The 19,923-nt window shown below is 64.2% G+C and carries 19 protein-coding genes and 1 tRNA gene; 9 read left to right on the top strand and 11 right to left on the bottom strand.

Translation table 11 applies throughout. The features are described 5' to 3' along the window. Positions 1 to 231: 231 nt before the first annotated feature. The gene (locus AAFN84_RS14920) at positions 232 to 2,373 is read left to right on the top strand and encodes an exopolysaccharide transport family protein (protein ID WP_347515395.1); all 2,142 of its coding nucleotides are present in this window, start codon (positions 232 to 234) and stop codon (positions 2,371 to 2,373) included. On the opposite strand, the gene AAFN84_RS14915 is transcribed toward AAFN84_RS14920, so the two are convergent. Continuing rightward, entirely contained in the window at positions 2,370 to 3,596 is a 1,227-nt protein-coding gene (locus AAFN84_RS14915) for a GNAT family N-acetyltransferase (protein ID WP_347515394.1), read from the bottom strand. The two genes, AAFN84_RS14920 and AAFN84_RS14915, sit on opposite strands and share 4 nt — an antisense overlap. A gap of 93 nt (positions 3,597 to 3,689) precedes the next feature. Between AAFN84_RS14915 and AAFN84_RS14910 the strand changes: the two genes are divergently transcribed. Beyond that, positions 3,690 to 4,730 carry a polysaccharide deacetylase family protein gene (locus AAFN84_RS14910; protein ID WP_347515393.1) on the top strand — a complete coding sequence of 347 codons (1,041 nt, stop codon included), beginning with the start codon at positions 3,690 to 3,692 and terminating at the stop codon, positions 4,728 to 4,730. A 45-nt stretch (positions 4,731 to 4,775) separates the two neighbouring features. Here AAFN84_RS14910 and AAFN84_RS14905 read toward each other — a convergent pair whose 3' ends face one another. Both AAFN84_RS14905 and AAFN84_RS14900 read right to left on the bottom strand, forming a co-directional pair. After that, the gene (locus AAFN84_RS14905; protein WP_347515392.1) at positions 4,776 to 5,273 is read right to left on the bottom strand and encodes a hypothetical protein; all 498 of its coding nucleotides are present in this window, start codon (positions 5,271 to 5,273) and stop codon (positions 4,776 to 4,778) included. 237 nt (positions 5,274 to 5,510) lie between these two features. Then, positions 5,511 to 5,729, bottom strand: coding sequence for a DUF2842 domain-containing protein (locus AAFN84_RS14900; RefSeq protein WP_347515391.1), 219 nt, complete (start codon positions 5,727 to 5,729; stop codon positions 5,511 to 5,513). A gap of 161 nt (positions 5,730 to 5,890) precedes the next feature. On the opposite strand from AAFN84_RS14900, the gene AAFN84_RS14895 reads away from it, so the two are divergent. Then, a complete protein-coding gene (locus tag AAFN84_RS14895) occupies positions 5,891 to 6,991 on the top strand; it encodes a COX15/CtaA family protein (protein ID WP_347515390.1) in 1,101 nt (366 codons plus the stop codon). Here the strand turns inward: AAFN84_RS14895 and AAFN84_RS14890 are convergent. The 4 genes from AAFN84_RS14890 to AAFN84_RS14875 form a co-directional block, all read right to left on the bottom strand. After that, the gene (locus tag AAFN84_RS14890) at positions 6,981 to 7,823 is read right to left on the bottom strand and encodes an aminoglycoside phosphotransferase family protein (RefSeq protein WP_347515389.1); all 843 of its coding nucleotides are present in this window, start codon (positions 7,821 to 7,823) and stop codon (positions 6,981 to 6,983) included. The genes AAFN84_RS14895 and AAFN84_RS14890 overlap by 11 nt on opposite strands. A 5-nt stretch (positions 7,824 to 7,828) precedes the next feature. Next, complete coding sequence (gene argC / locus AAFN84_RS14885) at positions 7,829 to 8,761, bottom strand: N-acetyl-gamma-glutamyl-phosphate reductase (protein ID WP_347515388.1); 933 nt, start codon at positions 8,759 to 8,761, stop codon at positions 7,829 to 7,831. A 102-nt stretch (positions 8,762 to 8,863) separates the two neighbouring features. Further along, the gene (gene speB, locus AAFN84_RS14880) at positions 8,864 to 9,814 is read right to left on the bottom strand and encodes an agmatinase (protein WP_347515387.1); all 951 of its coding nucleotides are present in this window, start codon (positions 9,812 to 9,814) and stop codon (positions 8,864 to 8,866) included. A gap of 177 nt (positions 9,815 to 9,991) precedes the next feature. Beyond that, positions 9,992 to 10,076 (bottom strand) — tRNA-Leu (locus tag AAFN84_RS14875). A 175-nt stretch (positions 10,077 to 10,251) separates the two neighbouring features. On the opposite strand from AAFN84_RS14875, the gene lipB reads away from it, so the two are divergent. Beyond that, positions 10,252 to 11,043: a lipoyl(octanoyl) transferase LipB gene (gene lipB / locus AAFN84_RS14870; protein WP_347515386.1), complete on the top strand. Its 792-nt coding sequence runs from the start codon at positions 10,252 to 10,254 to the stop codon at positions 11,041 to 11,043. A 417-nt stretch (positions 11,044 to 11,460) separates the two neighbouring features. On the opposite strand, the gene rpsI is transcribed toward lipB, so the two are convergent. Together rpsI and rplM are read right to left on the bottom strand one after the other, a co-directional pair. Next, positions 11,461 to 11,940 (bottom strand): 30S ribosomal protein S9, encoded by a 480-nt coding sequence (gene rpsI, locus AAFN84_RS14865; RefSeq protein ID WP_347515385.1) that lies wholly within the window; start codon positions 11,938 to 11,940, stop codon positions 11,461 to 11,463. Further along, positions 11,940 to 12,404, bottom strand: coding sequence for a 50S ribosomal protein L13 (gene rplM, locus AAFN84_RS14860; protein WP_347515384.1), 465 nt, complete (start codon positions 12,402 to 12,404; stop codon positions 11,940 to 11,942). The genes rpsI and rplM overlap by 1 nt, the downstream gene beginning before the upstream one ends. Before the next feature lie 367 nt (positions 12,405 to 12,771). Here rplM and AAFN84_RS14855 point away from each other — a divergent pair, with 367 nt between their 5' ends. Beyond that, a complete protein-coding gene (locus AAFN84_RS14855) occupies positions 12,772 to 15,138 on the top strand; it encodes a mechanosensitive ion channel domain-containing protein (protein WP_347515383.1) in 2,367 nt (788 codons plus the stop codon). Between the two features lies 1 nt (position 15,139). On the opposite strand, the gene AAFN84_RS14850 is transcribed toward AAFN84_RS14855, so the two are convergent. Next, positions 15,140 to 15,580, bottom strand: a complete 441-nt coding sequence (locus tag AAFN84_RS14850; protein WP_347515382.1) for a PaaI family thioesterase — start codon at positions 15,578 to 15,580, stop codon at positions 15,140 to 15,142. A gap of 135 nt (positions 15,581 to 15,715) precedes the next feature. Between AAFN84_RS14850 and AAFN84_RS14845 the strand changes: the two genes are divergently transcribed. Then, positions 15,716 to 16,540: an enoyl-CoA hydratase gene (locus tag AAFN84_RS14845; protein WP_347515381.1), complete on the top strand. Its 825-nt coding sequence runs from the start codon at positions 15,716 to 15,718 to the stop codon at positions 16,538 to 16,540. A gap of 13 nt (positions 16,541 to 16,553) precedes the next feature. On the opposite strand, the gene AAFN84_RS14840 is transcribed toward AAFN84_RS14845, so the two are convergent. Next, positions 16,554 to 17,228: a hypothetical protein gene (locus AAFN84_RS14840; RefSeq protein ID WP_347515380.1), complete on the bottom strand. Its 675-nt coding sequence runs from the start codon at positions 17,226 to 17,228 to the stop codon at positions 16,554 to 16,556. Between the two features lie 257 nt (positions 17,229 to 17,485). Here AAFN84_RS14840 and AAFN84_RS14835 point away from each other — a divergent pair, with 257 nt between their 5' ends. The 3 genes from AAFN84_RS14835 to AAFN84_RS14825 all read left to right on the top strand — a co-directional run bounded on the left by AAFN84_RS14835 (position 17,486) and on the right by AAFN84_RS14825 (position 19,922). Next, positions 17,486 to 17,974 carry a VOC family protein gene (locus AAFN84_RS14835; RefSeq protein ID WP_347515379.1) on the top strand — a complete coding sequence of 163 codons (489 nt, stop codon included), beginning with the start codon at positions 17,486 to 17,488 and terminating at the stop codon, positions 17,972 to 17,974. Continuing rightward, positions 17,971 to 18,492 (top strand): CoA-binding protein, encoded by a 522-nt coding sequence (locus AAFN84_RS14830; RefSeq protein WP_347515378.1) that lies wholly within the window; start codon positions 17,971 to 17,973, stop codon positions 18,490 to 18,492. Before AAFN84_RS14835 ends, AAFN84_RS14830 begins: the two co-directional genes overlap by 4 nt. Positions 18,493 to 18,638: 146 nt before the next feature. After that, entirely contained in the window at positions 18,639 to 19,922 is a 1,284-nt protein-coding gene (locus tag AAFN84_RS14825; RefSeq protein WP_347515377.1) for an O-acetylhomoserine aminocarboxypropyltransferase, read from the top strand. Position 19,923 lies beyond the last annotated feature (1 nt).

Genomic DNA, 19,923 nt, shown 5'->3' with positions numbered 1-19,923 from the left:
TCGGACCACGACCCCTGCGGGATCCGCCACGGCTACTCCCGGCGGATCGGACGGCCCGTTATCCTCCCGTTAGGGTTAATGAGGGGTAAAGCGCCACAGATTTCGACAGCGCACGCGCTCTTGGCGCTTAACCATTCGTTAGCGAAGAACAACGGGACGTGAACAGCCACTTAACCTGGCGGTTACCATGGATGTTTACCATCAAGGGACCATCTGCTGGGGTGAAGTGAAATGTCTGGTACGCGTTCTGCAGTAAACGATGTCGATGTCGATCTGGGGCAACTTTTTGGTGCCTTGGGCCGCTATTGGGTTCGCATCGTCGTCTTCGCCCTTGTCGTCGCCGCGCTCGCCTTCGCCTGGGCGATCATGGCCGATCCGCTCTATCGCGCCGAAACGAGGCTGCTGATCGAGGCACGCGAATCGGTCTACACCCGTCCGAGCGAGGAGAGGACCGACGCCGACCAGCCGCTTCTCGACGACGAAGCAATCACCAGCCAGGTCGAGGTGATCTCGTCCTCCGACATCCTGAGGGACGTCGCACGTGACCTTGATCTGGCCAGTCGCGACGAGTTCGGCGCCGAAAGTTCCGGGCTTCGTGGTCTTCTGGTGCTGCTGGGTCTCAGCAGCGATCCCTCGCAGGCCTCAGTCGAGGAACGTGTCCTTGGCATCATGCGCGAAAAGCTGACCGTCTTTCGGGTCGAGGGATCGCGGGTGATCGTGGTCCGTTTCTCCTCGCACGATCCCGAACTCGCCGCGGCGGTGCCGAACGCCATCGCCGAGGCATACATCACCGTGCAGGAACAGGCCAAGCTTGCGTCCAATACCGATGCCACCGACTGGCTCGAACCGGAGATCGCCGACCTGCGTCAGCGGGTGCGCGAAGCGGAAGCCCGTGTCGCCGACTACCGCGCACAGGCCGATCTGTTCATGGGCGAGGGCACGTCGAGCCTGTCGAGCCAGCAGCTCTCCCAGCTTTCCACCGAACTGACGCGCGTCAGGGCGGAGCGTTCGACGATCGAGGCGCGCGCGGAGGCCATCCGCGAGGCTCTCGAATCCGGTCGCCCGATCGAGGCGATGCCCGACGTGCTGAACGCACCGCTGGTCCAGCGGCTGCGCGAACGCTACGCCCAGCTTTCTTCCGATCGCGCCGACCTGTCGGCGTCACTTCTCGGCAATCACCCGCGCATCCGCGCCCTGGACGCGCAGATCGCCGAGACCGACCAGCAGTTGCGCGCCGAGATGCAGAAGGTCCTGCGCAGCCTCGAAAGCGAATTCACCGCGGCGCAGGCCAGCGAGCGCCAGCTCATGGCCGACGTCAACGGGCTCAAGGTCGAGACGGCGCGGGCCGAAGGCGACGAGGTCGAACTGCGCGCCCTCGAGCGCGAAGCCGCCGCGCAGCGCGCGCTGCTCGAATCCTACCTGACACGCCTGCGCGAGGCGAGCGCGCGTGCCGACCGCAACTATCTGCCCGCAGACGCGAGGGTGTTCTCGCGTGCGACCACGCCCTTCGAAGCCTATTTCCCGAAGGTCGTGCCGATCACGGCGGCAGCACTCGCAGGCGCCTTGCTGCTGGCCGCCGTCGCGACGCTTGTGGCTGAACTGTTCAGCGGCAGGGCCATGCGCCCGGCGCCCGGCGCCACCTTCGAACCGGTCGAGCAGGTCGTCATGCCCGCTGCACGCCAGGAGCCGGAACCCGTTGCCGAGGCGCCTGCGCCGGAGCCAAGACCCGTGGTCGCTCCAGCCGCTGTCGCACCCGAAGCCCCGCCTTTGCCGGCACGCGAGGAAATTTCGGTCGAAGAGGCCGCCGACCGTCTCGTCTCGCGTGGCGCCGTGCGTGCCGTTTTCGTCTCGCCGGAAGGCGACGATGCCGGCGCAACGTCAGTCATGGTGGCCCGCGATCTCGCCGACCTCGGCCTGCGCGTGCTGTTCCTCGACCTGACGTGGTCGGGCGCCCCGTCCTCCTCGATGCTCGAGAGCGGACGCTATCGCGGCATTACCAACCTGCTCGCGTCAGAGGCGCAGTTTGCAGACGTCATCCATGGCGACCTCTATTCGGACTGCCACGTTATTCCGGTGGGCACGTCCGACCGGTCCCGGGCGCTGCGCGCCGCCGAGCGCCTGCCGATCATCCTGGCATCCCTCAACACCGCCTATGACCTCGTCGTCGTCGAGTGTGGCCCCACCGACGCCGACGGCGTCAACCGGATCGCGGAGCCTGAAACGGCAGTTCTGCTGAGCGTCATCGACCCGGCCGACGCGGTCGTGCGCGACGTCGCCGCCGATCTGCTCGCCAGCGGCTATCGCGATGTCGTCAAGGTATCTCCTGTGGGGCAGGCGCTGCCACTGGCGCCGCGTGGACGGTCGGTAGCCTAGCCGTCCTTGCCCGTCTCGCTGGTGGCGGCCGTGCCGCCGCCGAGCCGGGTGCGGACCCGGCGGGCCAGGTCCCACAGCGCCTTGTTCGACTTGACGAAGCCGACGGCACGCGCCCGCGCCACCTTATAGGCGAACAGCATGCGTCCCTTGGCCGTCAGTGGCAGCAGCGTTTCGAAGAACCAGGTCTCGATATCGCACCAGCTCCGCTTGTATTCCTCGTCGCCGACGCTGAAGTCGTAGATGGTCATGCCCTTGGCGCAGCTTTCCTGCATCACTTCGTAGTCGAGAAAGAATCCCGGGCTTAGCGACCTGTCGTCGTCGCGCATGGCGCAGAACTCCGAGATCAGCCCGTTGCTGATCACGCTGAAGCCCTTGACGTTGTGGATTTCACCAGCAACCTCCAGGCCGTAGAGCGTGAAGGGAGGGGGTGACTGCTCGAGCGCTTCGATGAACAGGCTGCGGAAGAAGGCCTTCACCTCGGCTTGGGCGAACACATCAGGGATGCCGCGCTTGCGAAAGCGCGCGGCCTTCAGTGTGTAGAAGGCGTTCATCAATCGATCCACGTCTTCGGCGGTCTTTGCCTCGAACCATCGATGGCCGCCGGCAGCCTCCAGCTTGCGCAGTTGCGCCCGGTATTTCTTGCGCTTGCGCTTGCCGTTCATGCGGTCGAGCGTCGCCTCCATGCCGCCGCTCAAATCGGTCGCCAGCGAGATGTTCGGGCTCTGCATCGTGGCGAATCCGCCAAGCGGATTGGCTTTGCCGTCGAGATGCGGCTTCTGCCGCTCGAGTTCGATCAGGTCGATGTCGGGCCGGGCGGCGCGAATGGCGCGCTCCAGGGCGCGCACGTCGTCGCCTGTCAGCGGTCCGTCGAGCCCGGCCGCGCAGGCGACGAAATTGCCATTGGCGTGCTGGCCGGCCGGAAAGCTTGCGACGCGAAACGGTCCCTTGCGCGTGATTTCGAGCACCAGCGCCACGGCCGCCCGTCCGTTGCGATGCAGCGTCACGGTGATGGCATCGGCGCCCGCGGCCATCACCCAGGCGCGGATCCACAGCGGGTGCTGCGGCGCGCCGTGCACGGCCTTGACGCAGAACGCCTCGTATTGCGCCATGGCGACATCGTCTGCCGGCCGGATATCGACGATCGGCCCGGCGATCGCCGCGTCGCCGCGTGCGTGGTCCCGTCGGGACGCCGCATTGCGGGTTGTCGCGCCCATGTCAACCATACCGAAATCCTTCGCGCCTAAGACTGTGCTCGTGGCTGCCGCGATACCCTTGGATGGCAGCGCTCGGCGAGCGTATTGCGAAAAGGTGAATCAATGATCGACGCGCGCACATTTGCCCGGAAATTGCTGCTGGGCGGCGCGGCTTGGTCGGGCACGTCCAAACTGGCCGAGCCGTTCCTGTCTGGAGCAGGGGGCATTTTGATGCTGCATCGGATATCGCGCACCGATCATTCGCCGCTCGGCATCAACCGGCACCTCACCGTCGACCCACGGTTCCTCGATCGCCTGCTCGCCGACATGAAGCGGCGCGGCATGGCCGTGGTTTCAATGGACGAACTGGTCGACAACCTCGCGAGCGGCCGCGCGCGCCGCCTGTTCGCCGTCACCGCCGACGATGGCTGGCTCGACAATCTGACCGAGGCCCTGCCGGTGTTCGAGGCCCATGACGTGCCATTCACGGTCTATGTCGCGCCTGGCTTGGTCACCGGCGCGGTCGAGCCGTGGTGGGAAGTCGTCGAGGCGTTCGTCGCCGCCCGCAACGTGGTGCGCTTGCCTGCGCCTGACGGCGAGGTGGAACTGCGATGTCCCGATGCGGCGAGCAAACGCGCCGCCGTGACACGGATATTCTGGCACTTGATGAACGAAATCGCCGAGCAGGATCAGCAGGCCTTCCTGCACGAAATGGGGACATTGCCTGCCCATGCAGCGCGCCGTTTCATGAACTGGGACGAAATCCGGCGCCTGGCCACGCATCCGCTGGCCACGATCGGCGCCCATACCGTTCATCACTACAATCTGAAACGGCTGGCGCGCGAAACTGCGCTTTCTGAGATGCAACAGTCGGCGGCAATCATCGGCCACGAGACGGGCACACGCCCGCGCCACTTCGCCTATCCCTACGGCTTTGCCGCCGCTGCCGGCCAGCGCGAGGTCGAACTCGCAAGCGAAGCCGGCTTCGCATCCGCGGTCACGACCCGTCACGGTGTCCTGCGCCGGGACCATGCGAACCATCTGCATGCCCTGCCGCGCATCTCCGTCAACGGCAATTTCCAGCGCCTAAGCTACATGCGCCCGCTTCTGTCGGGCCTGATGACCCCACTCGCCAATCGCGGCCGCAGATTCGTGACGGTCTAGATCTGCCGACTACGGGGCTTCACCGAACGATTTGCCGACGACATATTATTTTGACCGCAACTGCTCCCGGAGAGCGTCCGCTGTAGCGATAAGCTTCGCGGCTTCAGCCTTCTGATGTTCGGGCGTTAAGCCAATTTCCCGAAAAGCTTCCTTCGCCGCCATGCTCTCTTCATATCCGCCGCTGGCATAGTATTCATACACCGCCTCGATCATGGACATGCCGCGGGTCGCGCTCTCGATCGCCTTCATCCTGTCTGACTGCGTCGATGAACCGGGTGTGGCCCGCAGCCAAGTGAGATGCGCGTCCATCATCTGGAGACCTTCCGCTAACTCCGCGGCCCGCCCTTGCGCCTTAGCTGCCCAGTCGATCGATGCTGCGCCGATTGCGGCGGCGGCTTGTGACGAGGGCGTACTGGACCCCACACCTGCGGGCGAAAGGCCCGCGCCAGCGATCAGCCTTGGCGTCATGGCTTGTGTCGATGATGACGCTGGCCGCTGGAACTGCTGCAGCAGGGTCAAGGCCGGTGTGTCGATGCGGCTCATGCCATCATGCCTTCTCCGAGAGACATGCAAGGGCGTCATGCGGTGCATGTCGGATGATCCTGAAGGGCATCATGCCTGTCCGTCGATCCTATAAATCGACATCAGGAGATCATCCAAAAATTTACACCAAGTAAATCGTGCCACATAGGCGGGGTGTTGTAGTAAAAGAAGTCGCTAATATTCAGGAGGAGGAAAGTAGCCGTTGCCTGTTGTTTCCTACTGGCTGCGGGCTCTTGTTCAACCCGCCTTGCTGCGTGGCGGCTTCAGCATCCATTTGACGATGAGCATCGCCGGCAATACCCACAGCAGGCCGGTCAGGAAGAAATAGGCCAGGTGCACCAGCGGGCCCGACTCGGCCAGTTGCGCGACGGCGACGATGGTTGCGACGACCGCGTAGACGATGACGAGCAGGACCAGCAAGATCGTGCCGATGAATGATTTCAGTCGTACGGGCATAGTCGTTTCCTTTGCCGCACGACATAATCCCATCGCGCCTGCCGTGCAAACCGTTTGCCGCCCTTGCACGTGCCGGCGCGACGGCGTGTCGCGCGAAGCCGGCTTGCCTTCAACGTCGCCATGCTACACCTAGCGAACGCAATCTCATCGCAAGGACGAGCATGATGGCCGATCTGGCGCTCTCCACCCGGCATCCGGTTCAGGACACGCAGCGCGAGGCGCGCAACCGCTTTTTGGTGCGCATGTGGCTTTATGCAGTGCTCGTGGTCCTGCTTGCGCTGTTCGTGGTCGGCGGCGCGACGAGGCTGACCGGCTCCGGCCTCTCGATCACCGAGTGGAAGCCGATCCATGGCGTCATTCCCCCGATCGGCGAGGCGCAGTGGCAGGAGGAACTGGAGAAGTACCGCCAGATACCCCAATACCAGCAGATCAATCGTGGCATGAGCCTCGAGGAATTCAAGGTGATCTACTGGTGGGAGTGGGCGCACCGGCTGCTGGCGCGGGGCGTCGGGTTTTTGGTCGCTCTTCCGCTCGCCTTCTTCTGGCTGACCGGCCGGTTGGAAAACCACCTCAAGCCGAAGCTTCTCGGGCTTCTGGCGCTGGGCGGCCTGCAAGGCTTCATCGGCTGGTGGATGGTGGCGTCCGGCCTGTCGGAACGCGTCTCGGTCAGCCAGTATCGGCTGGCCACGCATTTGACGCTCGCCTGCCTGATCTTTGCCGCGACGATGCTGATCGCGCGCGGGCTGGCGCCGCATTCGGCGGGGCCGGCGGGCGCCAAGGTCCGCCGCATGGCCGGATGGATGCTCGTGCTGGTTCTCGTGCAGATCTATCTCGGCGCGCTCGTCGCCGGGCTTCACGCCGGCATGAGCTTCAACACATGGCCGCTGATGGATGGCCGCCTGTGGCCCGACCAGCTCCTGTTTCTCGACCCCGCCTGGCTGAACTTCTTCGAAAACCCCAAGACGGTCCAGTTCACCCATCGCATCGGCGCCTACATCGTCTTTGCGGCAGCGGCCTGGCATGCGGTGTCGACCTGGCGCGCGCTGCCCGGCTCCACCCATGCGCGGCGCGCGGTCCTGCTCTTCCTGCTCGTTTGCGCCCAGGCCGTGGTCGGCATCGTTACCCTGCTGTCCGTGGTGCAGCTCCATGCGGCGCTGACCCACCATGTCCTGGCCATTCTGCTGCTTGGCTTCGCGGCGGCACACTGGCGCGGCACCAGGGGAGCGTATCTGCCGCAGACACAGGTCGCCGTCAGAAGCTGATGCGTCTGACTGCGAGGATCGCCTCGGCAACCGCAAGCTGCCGGGCTTCATCCGCCGCGTTGGCATCCTCATGGTGCCAGGCGGCCGAAAGGCAGCCATAGGCGACTGCATGGTCGAGGATGCGGCGCGGGTCCTGCCGCAGAGTGCGGGCAAAGGCCTCCGCCATCTCGGCGATCCTCTCGTCGTCGAGGCACAAATCGTCGCGCGCAAGCGGATTGTAGAACATGTTCGCCGCATCGTAGCAGACATCGCCGATCACGCCCTTCGGGTCGATCGCCAGCCAGCCACGCGGACCCTGCATGATGTTGTCGTGATGCAGGTCGCCATGCAGCGGCCGCACCGTGCGCGCATCCGACAGCAGCGCCTCGGCGATCCCGGCCGCGTCGACATACAGGCTGCTCACGCCTGCGTCGCGGTCGGCGGCAGCCTTCAGGAACAGGCTCGAAAAGCGCGTGTGCAGCGGCTGCAATTCGGGCGGCGCCGGGTGCTCCGACGTCGAAAACAGCCGCTCCATGACCCCTGCCGCGATCTGCGTCGCCGCCGCGTCGCCATTCTGGTCCAGCACATGCGACAGGAGTGTCTCGCCGGCATACTCGATCAGCATCTGTCTGCCGGCGACGTCCAGCAGGCGCACGAGACCCTCGCCGCGCCGCCACGCCAGCAGATGCGCGCCGCGCAACTCGTCCTCGACATCGTCGAAGGGCTTCAGATCTTTGACGATCGCCGTCTCGCCGTCAGCAAGCCGCACTTTCCATATGCGGCTGCTGAACGTTTCAGCGATGAGGAGCGGTGCGCTCAGGTTCCAGCGCGGCGGGAAGACGGGTGGCTCCATCCCCGTCAGCGGGTGAGCATGAGGTCCATGTTCTGAACCGCTGCGCCCGATGCACCCTTGCCGAGATTGTCGAGCACGGCGACGAGATTGGCATGGCCACGCGCCTCGTTGCCGAAGACGAACAGCTTCATCCGGTTGGTGTCGTTCAGCTCCGTCGGGTCGATCCGTGGCAGCGCCGCACCTTGCGCAAGCGTAACCACCTCGACGACGTCCTGTCCGTCGTAATGCGCGGCAAGCACCGCATGCAGGTCGCCGAGGGACGGCGCACCGCTGAGGTCGGCGAGATGCAGCGGTACCTGCACGATCATGCCCTGCGCAAAGCGCCCGACGCTGGGCGAAAAGATCGGCGCGCGGTCCAAGAGCCCGTGAAGCTGCAGTTCCGGCACGTGCTTGTGCGCCAGCGTCAGGCCGTAGAGGAAGTGCGGTGCGTCGATATGGTCCGGGGCGGCCGCGTTCTCCATCTGCGCGATCAGTTGCTTTCCGCCGCCCGTATAGCCCGAGACGGCATTGACGGTGACGGGATAGTCGCGCGGCAGAATGCCCGCCTGCGTCAGCGGACGGATGAGGCCGATCGCGCCGGTGGGGTAGCAACCGGGATTGGCGACGAAACGCGCCTGCGCGATCCTGTCAGCCTGTCCGGCATCGAGCTCGGCAAAGCCGTAGGCCCAGTCGGGATTGACGCGATTGGCCGTCGACGTATCGATGACGCGGGTGGAATTGCCGCCGCCCAGCATGGCAACGGATTCGCGTGCCGCGTCGTCCGGCAGGCACAGGATCGCGATGTCGGCTTCCTTCAGCATCTCCTCGCGCAGCGCCGGGTTGCGCCGCTCCGCCTCGGGGATCGAGAGCATGTCGAGGTCTTCGCGCGCTGCCAGCCGCTGCCGTATCTGCAGGCCGGTGGTTCCGTGTTCGCCGTCGATGAAGATTTTCGGTTTCATGGTCATTCGTCCAAAACGATGTGAAATCAATTGGTTCAGATGCGTTCGCGAATCAAGGCCTCAGGCCGTTGATTCAATGTGCCAACGCGTTGGATCGATCTCTCATCGTCGGGCGCGCTTTTCCGCCAGCAGCCCCAGATAGTGCATGGCCACGGTCGCGCCGGCAATCGCGGTGACGTCGGCGTGGTCGTAGGCCGGTGCGACCTCGACCACGTCGGCACCGACGATGTCGATGCCGCCGAGCTGGCGCAGCACCGACAGCATCTTGGCCGAAGACGGGCCGCCCGCCACCGGCGTTCCGGTGCCCGGCGCGAAGGCCGGGTCGAGGCAGTCGATATCGAAGGTCACGTAAGTCTTCTTGCCGCCCGTGCGCTCGTGGATCGCATAGGCGATCTCGGCCGCGCGCATGTCCTCCAGCTCGTAGCCGTGGATGATCTTGATGCCGAAATCGTCCGGCGCGTTGGTGCGAATGCCGATCTGGATCGAGCGTGCCGGATCGATAATTCCGGCGCGCGCCGCACGGGCCACGAACGAGCCGTGGTCGATGCGCCGGTCGTCGTCGAACCAGGTGTCCTGATGGGCGTCGAACTGCACCAGCGCCAGCGGGCCGTGCAACGCGGCATGGGCCTTGAGCAGTGGCCAGGTGACGTAGTGGTCGCCGCCGAGCGACAGCAGGAAGCCGGCCTGCTTGAGGATCTTGGCTGCCTCGCGCTCGATCGTCGCCGGCGTCTTCTGGTGATTGCCGTAGTCCAGCAGGCAGTCGCCATAGTCGACGACCGCCATCTGCTCGAACAGGTCGATGCCGAACGGATATTGCGGGTCGACGTCGAAGATCGCCGAGGCGCGCCGGATCGCCTGCGGGCCGAATCGCGCGCCGGGCCGGTTGGAGACGGCGGCGTCGAAGGGGATGCCCCAGATCACCGCGTCGGCGCCCTTGACGTCCTTGGAAAACTTTCGCCGCATGAAGGACAGCGCGCCGGCATAGGTCGGCTCGGACTCGCTGCCGACCGCCTTTCTGGCGGTGAAGGCGCGATCGATGGCGTTGGATGGCATCTGTCCCTCACTGCTGGTCTTCTCACGCAACGGCGCTGCGCATTTTCACGGTCGCGGCGGTAACGCTGCGCGTCGTCGCACGAACGCGCCCGGCGCACAAGATGCCGGACGAAGCGGCCGATCGCCCGCGCCGTATTCCGTCGAGATGTCTGGTGCCCGGAGGAGGGGAGAGAGTGATGGTGCGGTCGAGAAGACTCGAACTTCCACGGGTTGCCCCACAGCGACCTCAACGCTGCGCGTCTACCAATTCCGCCACGACCGCACGTCACAGAAGAGCCGGGCGAAGCCGGCGAGGGGCATGTAGCAAATCGGTATCCGGCGCACAAGTGCGGTTGGCGTGCTTTTGCGCATTATTGCGACGAGCCCGGCAAGCCGGGCCGACTGGACCTTTCAGCCGCGAGCATCCATATGACGCGGGACATCTGGAAACGCATGCCATGACCGATAGAAACCAGCTCGAAACCTCGTTCCGGCCCATCATCGAAGGGCCCGCCGTCGAGTGGCGGATCGAACCCGGCCTGACCGACTACGATACGGCGCTGGCGACCATGGAAGCGCGTGCGGCAGCGATTCGCGATCAGGGTGCCGCCGAACTCGTCTGGCTGGTCGAACACCCGCCGCTCTACACCTCCGGCTCCAGCGCGGATCCGAAGGACCTGATCGATGCCGGGCCCTTTCCCGTCTATGCGGCCGGACGTGGCGGCGAATACACCTATCACGGTCCCGGCCAGCGGGTCGTCTATCTGATGCTCGACCTGAAGCGCCGTCGCGAGGACGTACGCGCCTTCGTCGCCGCGCTCGAAGCGCTGATCATCAACTCGCTGGCGCGCTTCAACGTCCGCGGCGAGCGCCGCGAGGACCGGGTCGGCGTCTGGGTGGCGCGACCCGATCGTCCCCCACTGCCGGACGGCAGTCCAGCCGAGGACAAGATCGCCGCCATCGGCATCCGCCTCAGGCGCTGGGTCAGCCTGCATGGCATCGCCGTCAACGTCGATCCCGACCTGTCGCATTTCGGCGGCATCGTGCCATGCGGCATCACCGGTTACGGCGTCACCAGCCTCGTCGATCTCGGCCTGCCCGTCACCATGCCCGACTACGACCTCGCCTTGAAGGCGGCGTTCGAGGAGGTGTTCGGGGAAACGATCGTATCGGAACCTCAGATCGCGCCGATCAGCAGGGCGGCTGCCACGAGGAACGCGCTCATCGACACGAGCGAGGCGACATCCTGAAAGAACTCCGACATATCAATCTCCCGTTTTTGATATGTTCTTATAATGTTCTATTTCTGTTCATGAGTCAACAACGGGGATGGACATTGTCTCTCCCGTGGCTTCGTCGCTGGAATCAGCAAGCGTGGGCTTGCCAGATACGTTCGGACACGCTGCAGCCTACGGAGGCGGTCAGGCATGGATCCTCGGGCTCGACCCGAGGATGACGAAGGGAGGGATGTTCCTGTCAGTCCCCTGCGGCGGTGATTGCCATCACCATTCCCACCTCGTCATCCTCGGGCTTGACCCGGGCATCCATGCCGGAACCTCGCCACCACGCGACGGTGGCCGGCTCGCGGCTTTCCCCGCAACGAAAAAGGCGGGCCCGAAGACCCGCCTTTCCTGAAATTCGCAATGTCGGTCGAACCGTTCCGAAGCTTAGCGCTTGGAGAACTGGAACGAGCGGCGGGCCTTCGCCTTGCCGTACTTCTTGCGCTCGACCACGCGGCTGTCGCGGGTCAGGAAGCCGCCCTTCTTGAGCACGCCGCGCAGCGTCGGCTCGTAGTAGGTCAGCGCCTTGGAGATGCCGTGGCGCACCGCGCCGGCCTGGCCGGAGAGACCGCCGCCGATCACCGTGGCGATGACGTCGTACTGGCCGTTGCGGTTGGCGGCGACGATCGGCTGCTGCAGGATCATCTGCAGCACCGGGCGTGCGAAGTACTTGTCGTACTCCTTGTCGTTGACGACGATCTTGCCGGTGCCGGGCTTGACCCACACGCGGGCGATCGCGTCCTTGCGCTTGCCAGTGGCATAGGCGCGGCCCTGCTTGTCAAGCTTCTGGACATGGACGGGAGCTGCCGGCTCCGTCGTGTCGGTCGCCTGGCCGAGCTGTTCTGCGAGAGAGGAAAGGTCAGCCATTATGCGGCCCTCTTGTTCTTGGAATTGAGCGCTCCGACGTCGAGCGTCTCGGGCTGCTGCGCCTCGTGCGGATGCTCGGCGCCGGCATAGACGCGAAGGTTCTTCATCTGGCGACGGCCCAGCGGTCCGCGCGGGATCATGCGCTCGATCGCCTTCTCGACGACCCGCTCGGGGAAGCGGCCTTCGAGAATCTGGCGCGCGGTGCGCTCCTTGATGCCGCCCGGGTGGCCGGTGTGCCAGTAATACATCTTGTCGGTGTACTTCTTGCCCGTCAGCACCACCTTGTCGGCGTTGATGATGACGACGTTGTCACCATCGTCGACATGCGGGGTGAAGGTTGCTTTGTGCTTGCCACGCAGACGGTTGGCGACGAGAGAGGCGAGGCGGCCGAGGACGACGCCTTCGGCGTCGATCAGCACCCACTTCTTCACCACGTCCGCAGGCTTCTGCGAAAAGGTTGCCATGGTTGTTGCTTTCTATTCGGACCTTCGCCCCCGCGTCGCGGTGTTGAAGGCGTTTCTTGTTGCTTGTGTTTGGCCGCGCCGCGAGGGCCTGCCAAACAAAAAACAACGGCCTCGTTATGGGCCGCTGCTTTCAGGCTGGCTTATAAGTCGCGTGCAAGAGGTGGTCAAGTAGGCGATTGTGAGGCGCGGAGAAAAAAGGCAAACGAAAACAGAAAGATAGAAGGTGTGGTAAGATTTTACCGCATGATACTTCAATCGGGTCGGCGCTCCCGCACGGTGTCGGATTGCCGCGCGCGTGTTGAAATGCCGGACCTCATCCCTATCCTCGCACTGGTCGCCCTGTCGATCATCTGCGAAGGAAATGCTTTTGCCCCTCGTCCTGACCCGCCTGCTCGCGCTGCTCGTCATCATCAGTTGCGCGCCGTTTCCTGCAGCGATGGCGCAATCCCTGGTACCCCAACAGCAGTCGCAGGACCAGTCTGAGGCCCCGGCGGCGGGCTCGGACTACGAGGCCTTGGCGGACATACTCGAGAACGATCAGACACGAAGCGTGCTGATCGAAGAGCTGCGGCGTCTTTCAGGAGCGGTCGACGCGCCGGTGCCACCGGTCGCCGAGGAAGTGTCGGTTGCACGCCGCATCGCGGGCATCACCAATGCGCTCGCTGAAGGCTTCGTGGCGGAAATCGGCGAAGCCTACGATCGCATCGCCGGATTGGAGATGCGGGCGGTGTCGTCCGATGGTGTGCGCGAGCTGGGGCAGGCGGCACTTGACCTTGCGGTCGTGGTGGTCGGGGTCATCGCCACGCTGCTGATCCTCAGGCTGGCCGCGACGATGGTCTACCGCCGGGCGTCCGACTGGGTCACCGGGGCATCGGGTCCGCGCGTCTGGCTCAAGCGCATCATCGCGGCGCTCGGTTGCAGCATCCTCGACCTGGCGATCGTGGTCGTCGGCTGGGTGGTGGGCTACCTCGTCGCTCTGTTCGTCATGGGCGAGGGCGGTCGCATGGATACCCGTCAGGCGCTGTTTCTGAACGCCTTCCTCGTCATCGAGATCATCAAGGTGGCGATACGCCTGTTCTTCGCCACGCGATATGACGGCCTGCGCCTTTTGCCCATCCGTGGCGAGGATGCCGCCTATTGGTACACCTGGCTCTCCCGGGCCGCCAGCTTCCTCGGCTATGGCCTCATGGTGGTCGTGCCGATCGTCAGCTTCAATTTGGGCGCCGCCGTGGGCGGCGTGCTGGCGGCGCTGATCCATGCGATCGGCCTTCTTATGGCCGTCATCGTGATCAGGCAGAACCGCCGGCCGGTCAAGCAGCGCTTGCAGGCGATGGCCGAGCGCAGCAACATCGGCTTCGCGCGGCTGCTGCTCGGCACCCTGGCGCGCGTCTGGCACCTGATCGCGATCGCCTATTTCGCCGTCCTGGCGATCCTGCTGCTGGTACAGCCGGAGACCGCCATCTCCTTCATGATCGCCGCAACGCTGCAGACCGTTGTCGCCCTGGCCGCAGGCATGCTCCTGTCTGCCGTGATCGACAAGGCGATACGGTTCGGCGTCCGGCTGAAGCCGCAGATGCGGACCCAGTTCCCGATGCTGGAAGAGCGGCTGAACGCCTTCGTCCCCACCACTCTCAAGGTGGCGCGCATTGTCATCGCGGTAATCGTGGCCGCGCTGGTGCTCGACGCATGGAACGTCTTCGACCTGTTCGACTGGGTCGGCTCCGATCGGGGCCTGGCATTCGTGGGCACACTGGTGACGGTGATCCTGATCCTGGGAGCGACATTCGTCATCTGGCTGCTCGTCTCGTCCTGGATCGAGTACCGGCTGAACCTTGGAGGAGACGATGCCACGGTCGCCTCAAGCGCGCGTGAACGCACGCTCCTGACGATCTTCCGCAACGCCTTTACGATTGCGCTTGTCGTCATGGCGCTCATGATCACCCTGTCTGAGCTCGGCCTCGACATAGGACCGCTGCTGGCCGGGGCCGGCGTGCTTGGCCTTGCCATCGGTTTCGGCGCGCAGAAGCTGGTCCAGGACGTCATCACCGGCGTCTTCATCCAGCTCGAGAATGCCATCTACACCGGCGACGTGGTGACGGCCGCCGGCATCACCGGCGTCGTCGAACGGCTGACGGTGCGCTCGGTCGGCCTGCGCGACCTGTCCGGCACCTACCATCTCATCCCGTTCTCCTCGGTCGACACGGTATCCAACTTCATGCGCGGCTTCGGATACCACGTCGGCGAATACGGCATCGCCTATCGCGAGGATGTCGACGAGGTCATCGAGGTGCTCAAGCTGGCCTTCGAGGAGCTTCGAGGCGTTCCCGAAAACGCAGCCAACATCATCGGCGACCTCGAAGTTCATGGCATCACCGCGTTCGCCGATTCCAGCGTCAATGTCCGCGTCCGGATAAAGACACTGCCGGGCCAGCAATGGGGCATCGGCCGTACCTATAATGGCATCGTGAAGAAACGCTTCGACGCCGCGGGTATCGAGATTCCGTTCCCTCACGTGACGCTCTACTTCGGCGAAGACAAGAAAGGCATGGCACCCGCCGCACCGGTCAGGTTGCTGGATACCGGTACGGCAATCATCGGCGAGGACGGGGTGGATGCCCCGGAGACCACTGGTGCGAAGGCGTCCGTGCCTTCCCCCGGTCGCGCCCCGCGCACCCGCAGAAAGAAGCGCGATGCGCCGCCTGAGCAGGATATCCCTTCGGAAGAAGAAATCTGACCTATGGCCGCTTCGGCGGTATCGAATAGGTGCCCGTGGCATGCGCCACGACATGCTTGTCGTCGCCAGCGGTCATCGAGATGTCGAACACCATCAGGCTGCGCCCGAGCTTGAGGATCCGGCAGTGGCCGTCGATCGGCCCGGCTTCCGCCTTGCGCATGAAGTTGATGTTGAGGTTGGTGGTCACCGACAACGCGTCTGGGCCGGCATGGCTGAGCACGCAGACATAGCCGCCGATGTCGGCCAGCGTGAAAAGCGACGGCCCAGACACCGTGTTTCCCGGACGCAGATGCCGCTCTCCGGCATTGAGACGAACGGTGCAGCCGCCGGGAAAAACGTCGGTGGCGAGGTAGTCTGCGAAATCGTCGTTGAGCTGCGGATAGACCTGCTTGAGGAACCCGTTGACCTCGTCGGCTGACATCACCGGCGTCAGTTCTTTCATGCTTCGGCTCCTCCCCAGGCTTCCGTTTGCGTAAACGTAAGGGCGACTTTGGCGATTTCGCAGCTTTTCTTCAAGCCGGCCCATGCTAGTTTTGCCTCAAACAGCCATTCGCGCGCGGCGCAACCGGGAGGACCCATGGCCGAGACCCTTGCCTTGAAGGCTGACCAGCCCGACGATTCGCCTGTCATGACGGCTTTCGCTGACGGCGTGTTGCGTCTCACCTTGGCCAATCCACCCGCCAACGCGCTTTCGCTCGCGACCATGGCGTCCCTGCAGTCCGCGCTTGATCGCGCCCGTGACGACGCCGATGTCCGCGTGGTGGTGCTGGCGGCTGCCGGCAAGGTCTTCTGCGCCGGCCATGACCTCAAGGAACTGTCCGCCCGTCGTGGCGATCCCGATCGGGGCAGGGCCTTCTTCGCGCAGACGATGACGGCCTGCTCACGGCTCATGCAGTCCATTGTGGGACTGCCGAAGCCGGTGATTGCCGAGGTGGACGGGATCGCGACTGCGGCCGGCTGCCAACTGGTCGCGAGCTGCGATCTCGCAATCGTCAGCGACCAGTCGAGCTTCGCCACCCCCGGCGTCAACATCGGACTGTTCTGCTCCACGCCGATGGTTGCCATGTCGCGCAACGTCTCGCGCAAGCACGCCATGGAGATGCTGCTGACGGGCGAGGCGATCGACGCGCCGACGGCCCGCGAGTTCGGGCTGGTCAACCGCGTCGTGCCGCGCGAGTACCTGAATCAGATTGTTTCGAAATACGCCCAGACCATTGTTTCCAAATCACCATTGACGCTGAAGATCGGCAAGGAAGCGTTCTATCGGCAGGCCGAGATGGAACTGTCGGATGCCTACGAATATGCCAGCAAGGTAATGGTCGAGAACATGCTGGCGCGAGACGCCGAGGAAGGCATCGGCGCGTTCATCGAAAAGCGCCAGCCGGAATGGACCGGCGACTGAGCGTCTCGTGTTCCTAACCCCCCATCACGGCCTTGGAGATGTCCTTCGCCAGTGTGGGCATCGAATGGGTATGCGTGTGCGTGGCGATCGGCGTTCGGTCGCTCAGCATTCTTGAGGTCAGGACAACGAAAACCTTGTCGGCTTTCATCGCCGCTTGAAGATCCGAGGATTGTGGGACGAAGGACTTGGCCTTCTCGTATGCCGTCTGTCCCGCACCGAACGTTTCCAGGAACATCGTCCCCACTCCGCCTCCCGACGGGGCGAAGCCGACCGATTGCATCACCAGATGCGAGACAAGCGAATTGAAATGATACGCGCTCTTGTCGTCCTTGAAGACGTAGACACCGTATGAACCGCGGCAGATGTCGGCGCGCGTCGCCGTCACCTTCACTTCGTCCATTCCGCCGCCATATTCGGATTCGACGAACTTCTCCATCGTCATGCCCGGATAGATGCCGGAATGGACCTTAACATTCGTCAGGCTGGCCATCTTGGCCACGATCGCTCCGAGCGCGTGCTTGCCGGAGCCGTAGAAGACGATGTCCATGCCGATCAGGTTGCGTGTCCCGCTGATCAGAGGACCGCTGCGCGAGCGCCCCTTGAGCCATCCCGGCCCGATGCTGGACCCCTGAACCACAGCCGCCTGGTCGCGTATGAACCATCCATAGCGGACTTTTGTATTGCCCATGATACCCCTCCGCATAAGCCCGGTGCAGCCTAAGACATAGCCGTATCGATGGCAAGCAATCGAACTATATACCGCGCTGCGGGATGATGCATGGTAGTGGTGTCTAATATAGATCGCGCGATAGTGGTTCTGGTTGTTGTTCTGTCGGTCCCGTCATCACCTTGTGGACATGGCTTGACTGGCGGGCACGTCGACGTCAGCGTTGCCATCGCTCGCGCCATGCCGGATGAGCACGGCAGTCAAAGGAGCACGTCACCATGGAGCCCCGCATCTCCGTCATCACATTGGGCGTCGACGATCTCGAGCGAGCCGCCGCTTTCTACGAGGCGCTGGGGCTTGAGCGGCACAGCAAGTTCACCGACGGTGTCGCATTCTTCCAGATGGGCGGCCTGATTCTTGCCCTGTGGCCGCGCGAGGAACTGGCGCGTGACGTCGGCAAGGAATACCGGCCCAGGACGGCGCAGGCGGCCGAAATGGTGAGGACCGGCGAGCACGGATTCACTGGCGAAGTGGCGGCCGATTTCTCCGGTGTGGCGCTTGCCTACAACACACGCGCGCCTGAAGAAGTATCGGAAATCCTCGCCGCAGCCGAGAAGGCCGGCGGCCGGCTGCTGAAAGGCGCGCAGCAGGCCTTCTGGGGTGGCGTTCAGGGATATTTCGAGGACACGGAAGGCAATCTTTGGGAAGTTGCTTGGAATCCCGACTTCCCCATCGACGCGCAGGGGCGTATATCGCTGCCAACATGAACCACGATGACTACGACAACGGCTATATCTCCGGCATCCTCCACGCGGTGAAGACCGTCGCCATCGTCGGCGCATCGGCCAACGACGTGCGGCCTTCCTTCTTCGTGACCAAATATCTGATCGACAAGGGCTATACCGTCTTCCCGATCAATCCGGGTCATGCCGGCAAGGAAATCCTCGGCCGCATGACCTATGCGCGGCTGGCGGATGTACCGGAACCGATCGACATGGTGGACGTCTTCCGCGCTTCGGCCGCCGTGCCCGCCATCGTCGACGACGTTCTGGCGCTCGATCCGTTGCCGAAGGTCATCTGGATGCAGCTTACCGTGCGCCACGACGAAGCGGCGGCGCGCGCCGAAGCCGAGGGCATTCAGGTCGTCATGAACCGCTGCCCCAAGATCGAATATGCCCGCCTTGCCGGCGAGATCGGCTGGAACGGCGTCAACAGCCGCGTGATCTCGTCGAAGAAGCCGGTCATGCGCGGCGGTTTCCAGAGCTTCGGCATCCGGCAGCGCTAGCCGGCAGGCACGATTTTCTCTTTTTTGCATGGACGGCCCGACCGTCGGGTCGTTTCTTGCCGCCAAAGGCAAAATTGCGCTTTGCCTTTGGCGCCGCGCTTTGCGATCAATGCGGCCAAGACAGGACCCTTCAGGAGGAAAAGACGATGTCCCAGCGCACGCCCGGCTTCAACACGCTCGCCATTCACGCAGGCGCCCAGCCCGACCCGGCCACCGGCGCGCGCGCCACGCCGATCTACCAGACGACGGCCTATGTCTTCGACGATGCCGACCACGCCGCCTCGCTGTTCGGGCTCAAGGCATTCGGCAACATCTATACCCGCATCATGAACCCGACCCAGGCGGTGCTCGAGGAGAGGGTGGCCGCACTCGAAGGCGGCACGGCCGCCGTCGCTGCCGCCTCCGGCCATGCGGCGCAGCTTCTCGTCTTCCACACGCTGATGCAGCCGGGCGACAATTTCATCGCCGCGCGCAAGCTCTATGGCGGCTCGATCAACCAGTTCGGCCATGCCTTCAAGAACTTCGGCTGGGAGGTCCGCTGGGGCGACACCGAGGACATCCCGAGCTTCGAGGCGCGCATTGACGAGCGCACGCGCGCGATCTTCATCGAGAGCCTTGCAAACCCCGGCGGCACCTTCGTCGACATCGAGAAGATCGCCGAGATCGCCCAGCGGCACGGCCTGCCGCTGATCGTCGACAACACGATGGCGAGCCCCTATCTGCTGCGGCCGACCGAATACGGCGCCGACATCGTCGTCCACTCGATGACCAAGTTCATCGGCGGCCACGGCAATTCGATGGGCGGCATCATCGTCGATGGCGGTACTTTCGACTGGTCGAAGTCGGGCAACTACCCGATGCTTTCGGAGCCACGGCCCGAATATGCCGGCATGGTGCTGCACGAGACCTTCGGCAATTTCGCCTTTGCGATCGCCTGCCGCGTGCTTGGCTTGCGCGATTTCGGTCCTTCGATCTCCCCCTTCAACGCCTTCCTCATCGCGACCGGTCTGGAAACGCTGCCGCTGCGTATGCAGCGCCACTGCGACAACGCTCTCAAGGTCGCCGAGTGGCTCAAGGGCCACGACAAGGTCGCCTGGGTGTCCTATCCCGGCCTTGCCGACGATCCCAACCACGCGCTGCAGCAGAAATACGCGCCGGCCGGCGCTGGCGCCGTCTTCACCTTCGGCCTCAAGGGCGGCTTCGACGCCGGCGTCAAGGTGGTGGAGGGCGTCGATCTGTTCTCGCACCTGGCGAATATCGGCGACACCAAGTCGCTGATCATTCATCCCGCCTCGACCACCCACCGGCAGCTTTCCGACGAGCAGAAGACGGCAGCCGGCGCCGGCCCCGACGTCATCCGCCTGTCGGTCGGCATTGAGGATGTCGCCGACATCATCGCCGATCTGGAGCAGGCGCTGGCGAAAGCCTGAG

Origin of the sequence: Mesorhizobium sp. CAU 1741, from assembly GCF_039839275.1 — a bacterium.
Lineage (GTDB): Bacteria > Pseudomonadota > Alphaproteobacteria > Rhizobiales > Rhizobiaceae > Aerobium.
The sequence above is the reverse complement of the archived record's forward strand: the minus strand, read 5'-3'. Positions and strand labels throughout refer to the sequence as shown.

Excerpts from the sequence above, each read along its gene's own strand:
- AAFN84_RS14890 (WP_347515389.1), bottom strand. The coding sequence starts at position 7,823 with ATGGAGCCACCCGTCTTCCCGCCGCGCTGGAACCTGAGCGCACCGCTC.
- AAFN84_RS14900 (WP_347515391.1), bottom strand. The coding sequence starts at position 5,729 with ATGCCCGTACGACTGAAATCATTCATCGGCACGATCTTGCTGGTCCTG.
- rpsI (WP_347515385.1), bottom strand. The coding sequence starts at position 11,940 with ATGGCTGACCTTTCCTCTCTCGCAGAACAGCTCGGCCAGGCGACCGAC.
- AAFN84_RS14845 (WP_347515381.1), top strand. The coding sequence starts at position 15,716 with ATGGCCGAGACCCTTGCCTTGAAGGCTGACCAGCCCGACGATTCGCCT.
- AAFN84_RS14915 (WP_347515394.1), bottom strand. The coding sequence starts at position 3,596 with ATGGTTGACATGGGCGCGACAACCCGCAATGCGGCGTCCCGACGGGAC.
- speB (WP_347515387.1), bottom strand. The coding sequence starts at position 9,814 with ATGCCATCCAACGCCATCGATCGCGCCTTCACCGCCAGAAAGGCGGTC.
- rplM (WP_347515384.1), bottom strand. The coding sequence starts at position 12,404 with ATGGCAACCTTTTCGCAGAAGCCTGCGGACGTGGTGAAGAAGTGGGTG.
- AAFN84_RS14895 (WP_347515390.1), top strand. The coding sequence starts at position 5,891 with ATGATGGCCGATCTGGCGCTCTCCACCCGGCATCCGGTTCAGGACACG.
- argC (WP_347515388.1), bottom strand. The coding sequence starts at position 8,761 with ATGAAACCGAAAATCTTCATCGACGGCGAACACGGAACCACCGGCCTG.
- AAFN84_RS14850 (WP_347515382.1), bottom strand. The coding sequence starts at position 15,580 with ATGAAAGAACTGACGCCGGTGATGTCAGCCGACGAGGTCAACGGGTTC.
- AAFN84_RS14905 (WP_347515392.1), bottom strand. The coding sequence starts at position 5,273 with ATGAGCCGCATCGACACACCGGCCTTGACCCTGCTGCAGCAGTTCCAG.
- AAFN84_RS14920 (WP_347515395.1), top strand. The coding sequence starts at position 232 with ATGTCTGGTACGCGTTCTGCAGTAAACGATGTCGATGTCGATCTGGGG.
- lipB (WP_347515386.1), top strand. The coding sequence starts at position 10,252 with ATGACCGATAGAAACCAGCTCGAAACCTCGTTCCGGCCCATCATCGAA.
- AAFN84_RS14830 (WP_347515378.1), top strand. The coding sequence starts at position 17,971 with ATGAACCACGATGACTACGACAACGGCTATATCTCCGGCATCCTCCAC.
- AAFN84_RS14840 (WP_347515380.1), bottom strand. The coding sequence starts at position 17,228 with ATGGGCAATACAAAAGTCCGCTATGGATGGTTCATACGCGACCAGGCG.
- AAFN84_RS14825 (WP_347515377.1), top strand. The coding sequence starts at position 18,639 with ATGTCCCAGCGCACGCCCGGCTTCAACACGCTCGCCATTCACGCAGGC.
- AAFN84_RS14835 (WP_347515379.1), top strand. The coding sequence starts at position 17,486 with ATGGAGCCCCGCATCTCCGTCATCACATTGGGCGTCGACGATCTCGAG.
- AAFN84_RS14910 (WP_347515393.1), top strand. The coding sequence starts at position 3,690 with ATGATCGACGCGCGCACATTTGCCCGGAAATTGCTGCTGGGCGGCGCG.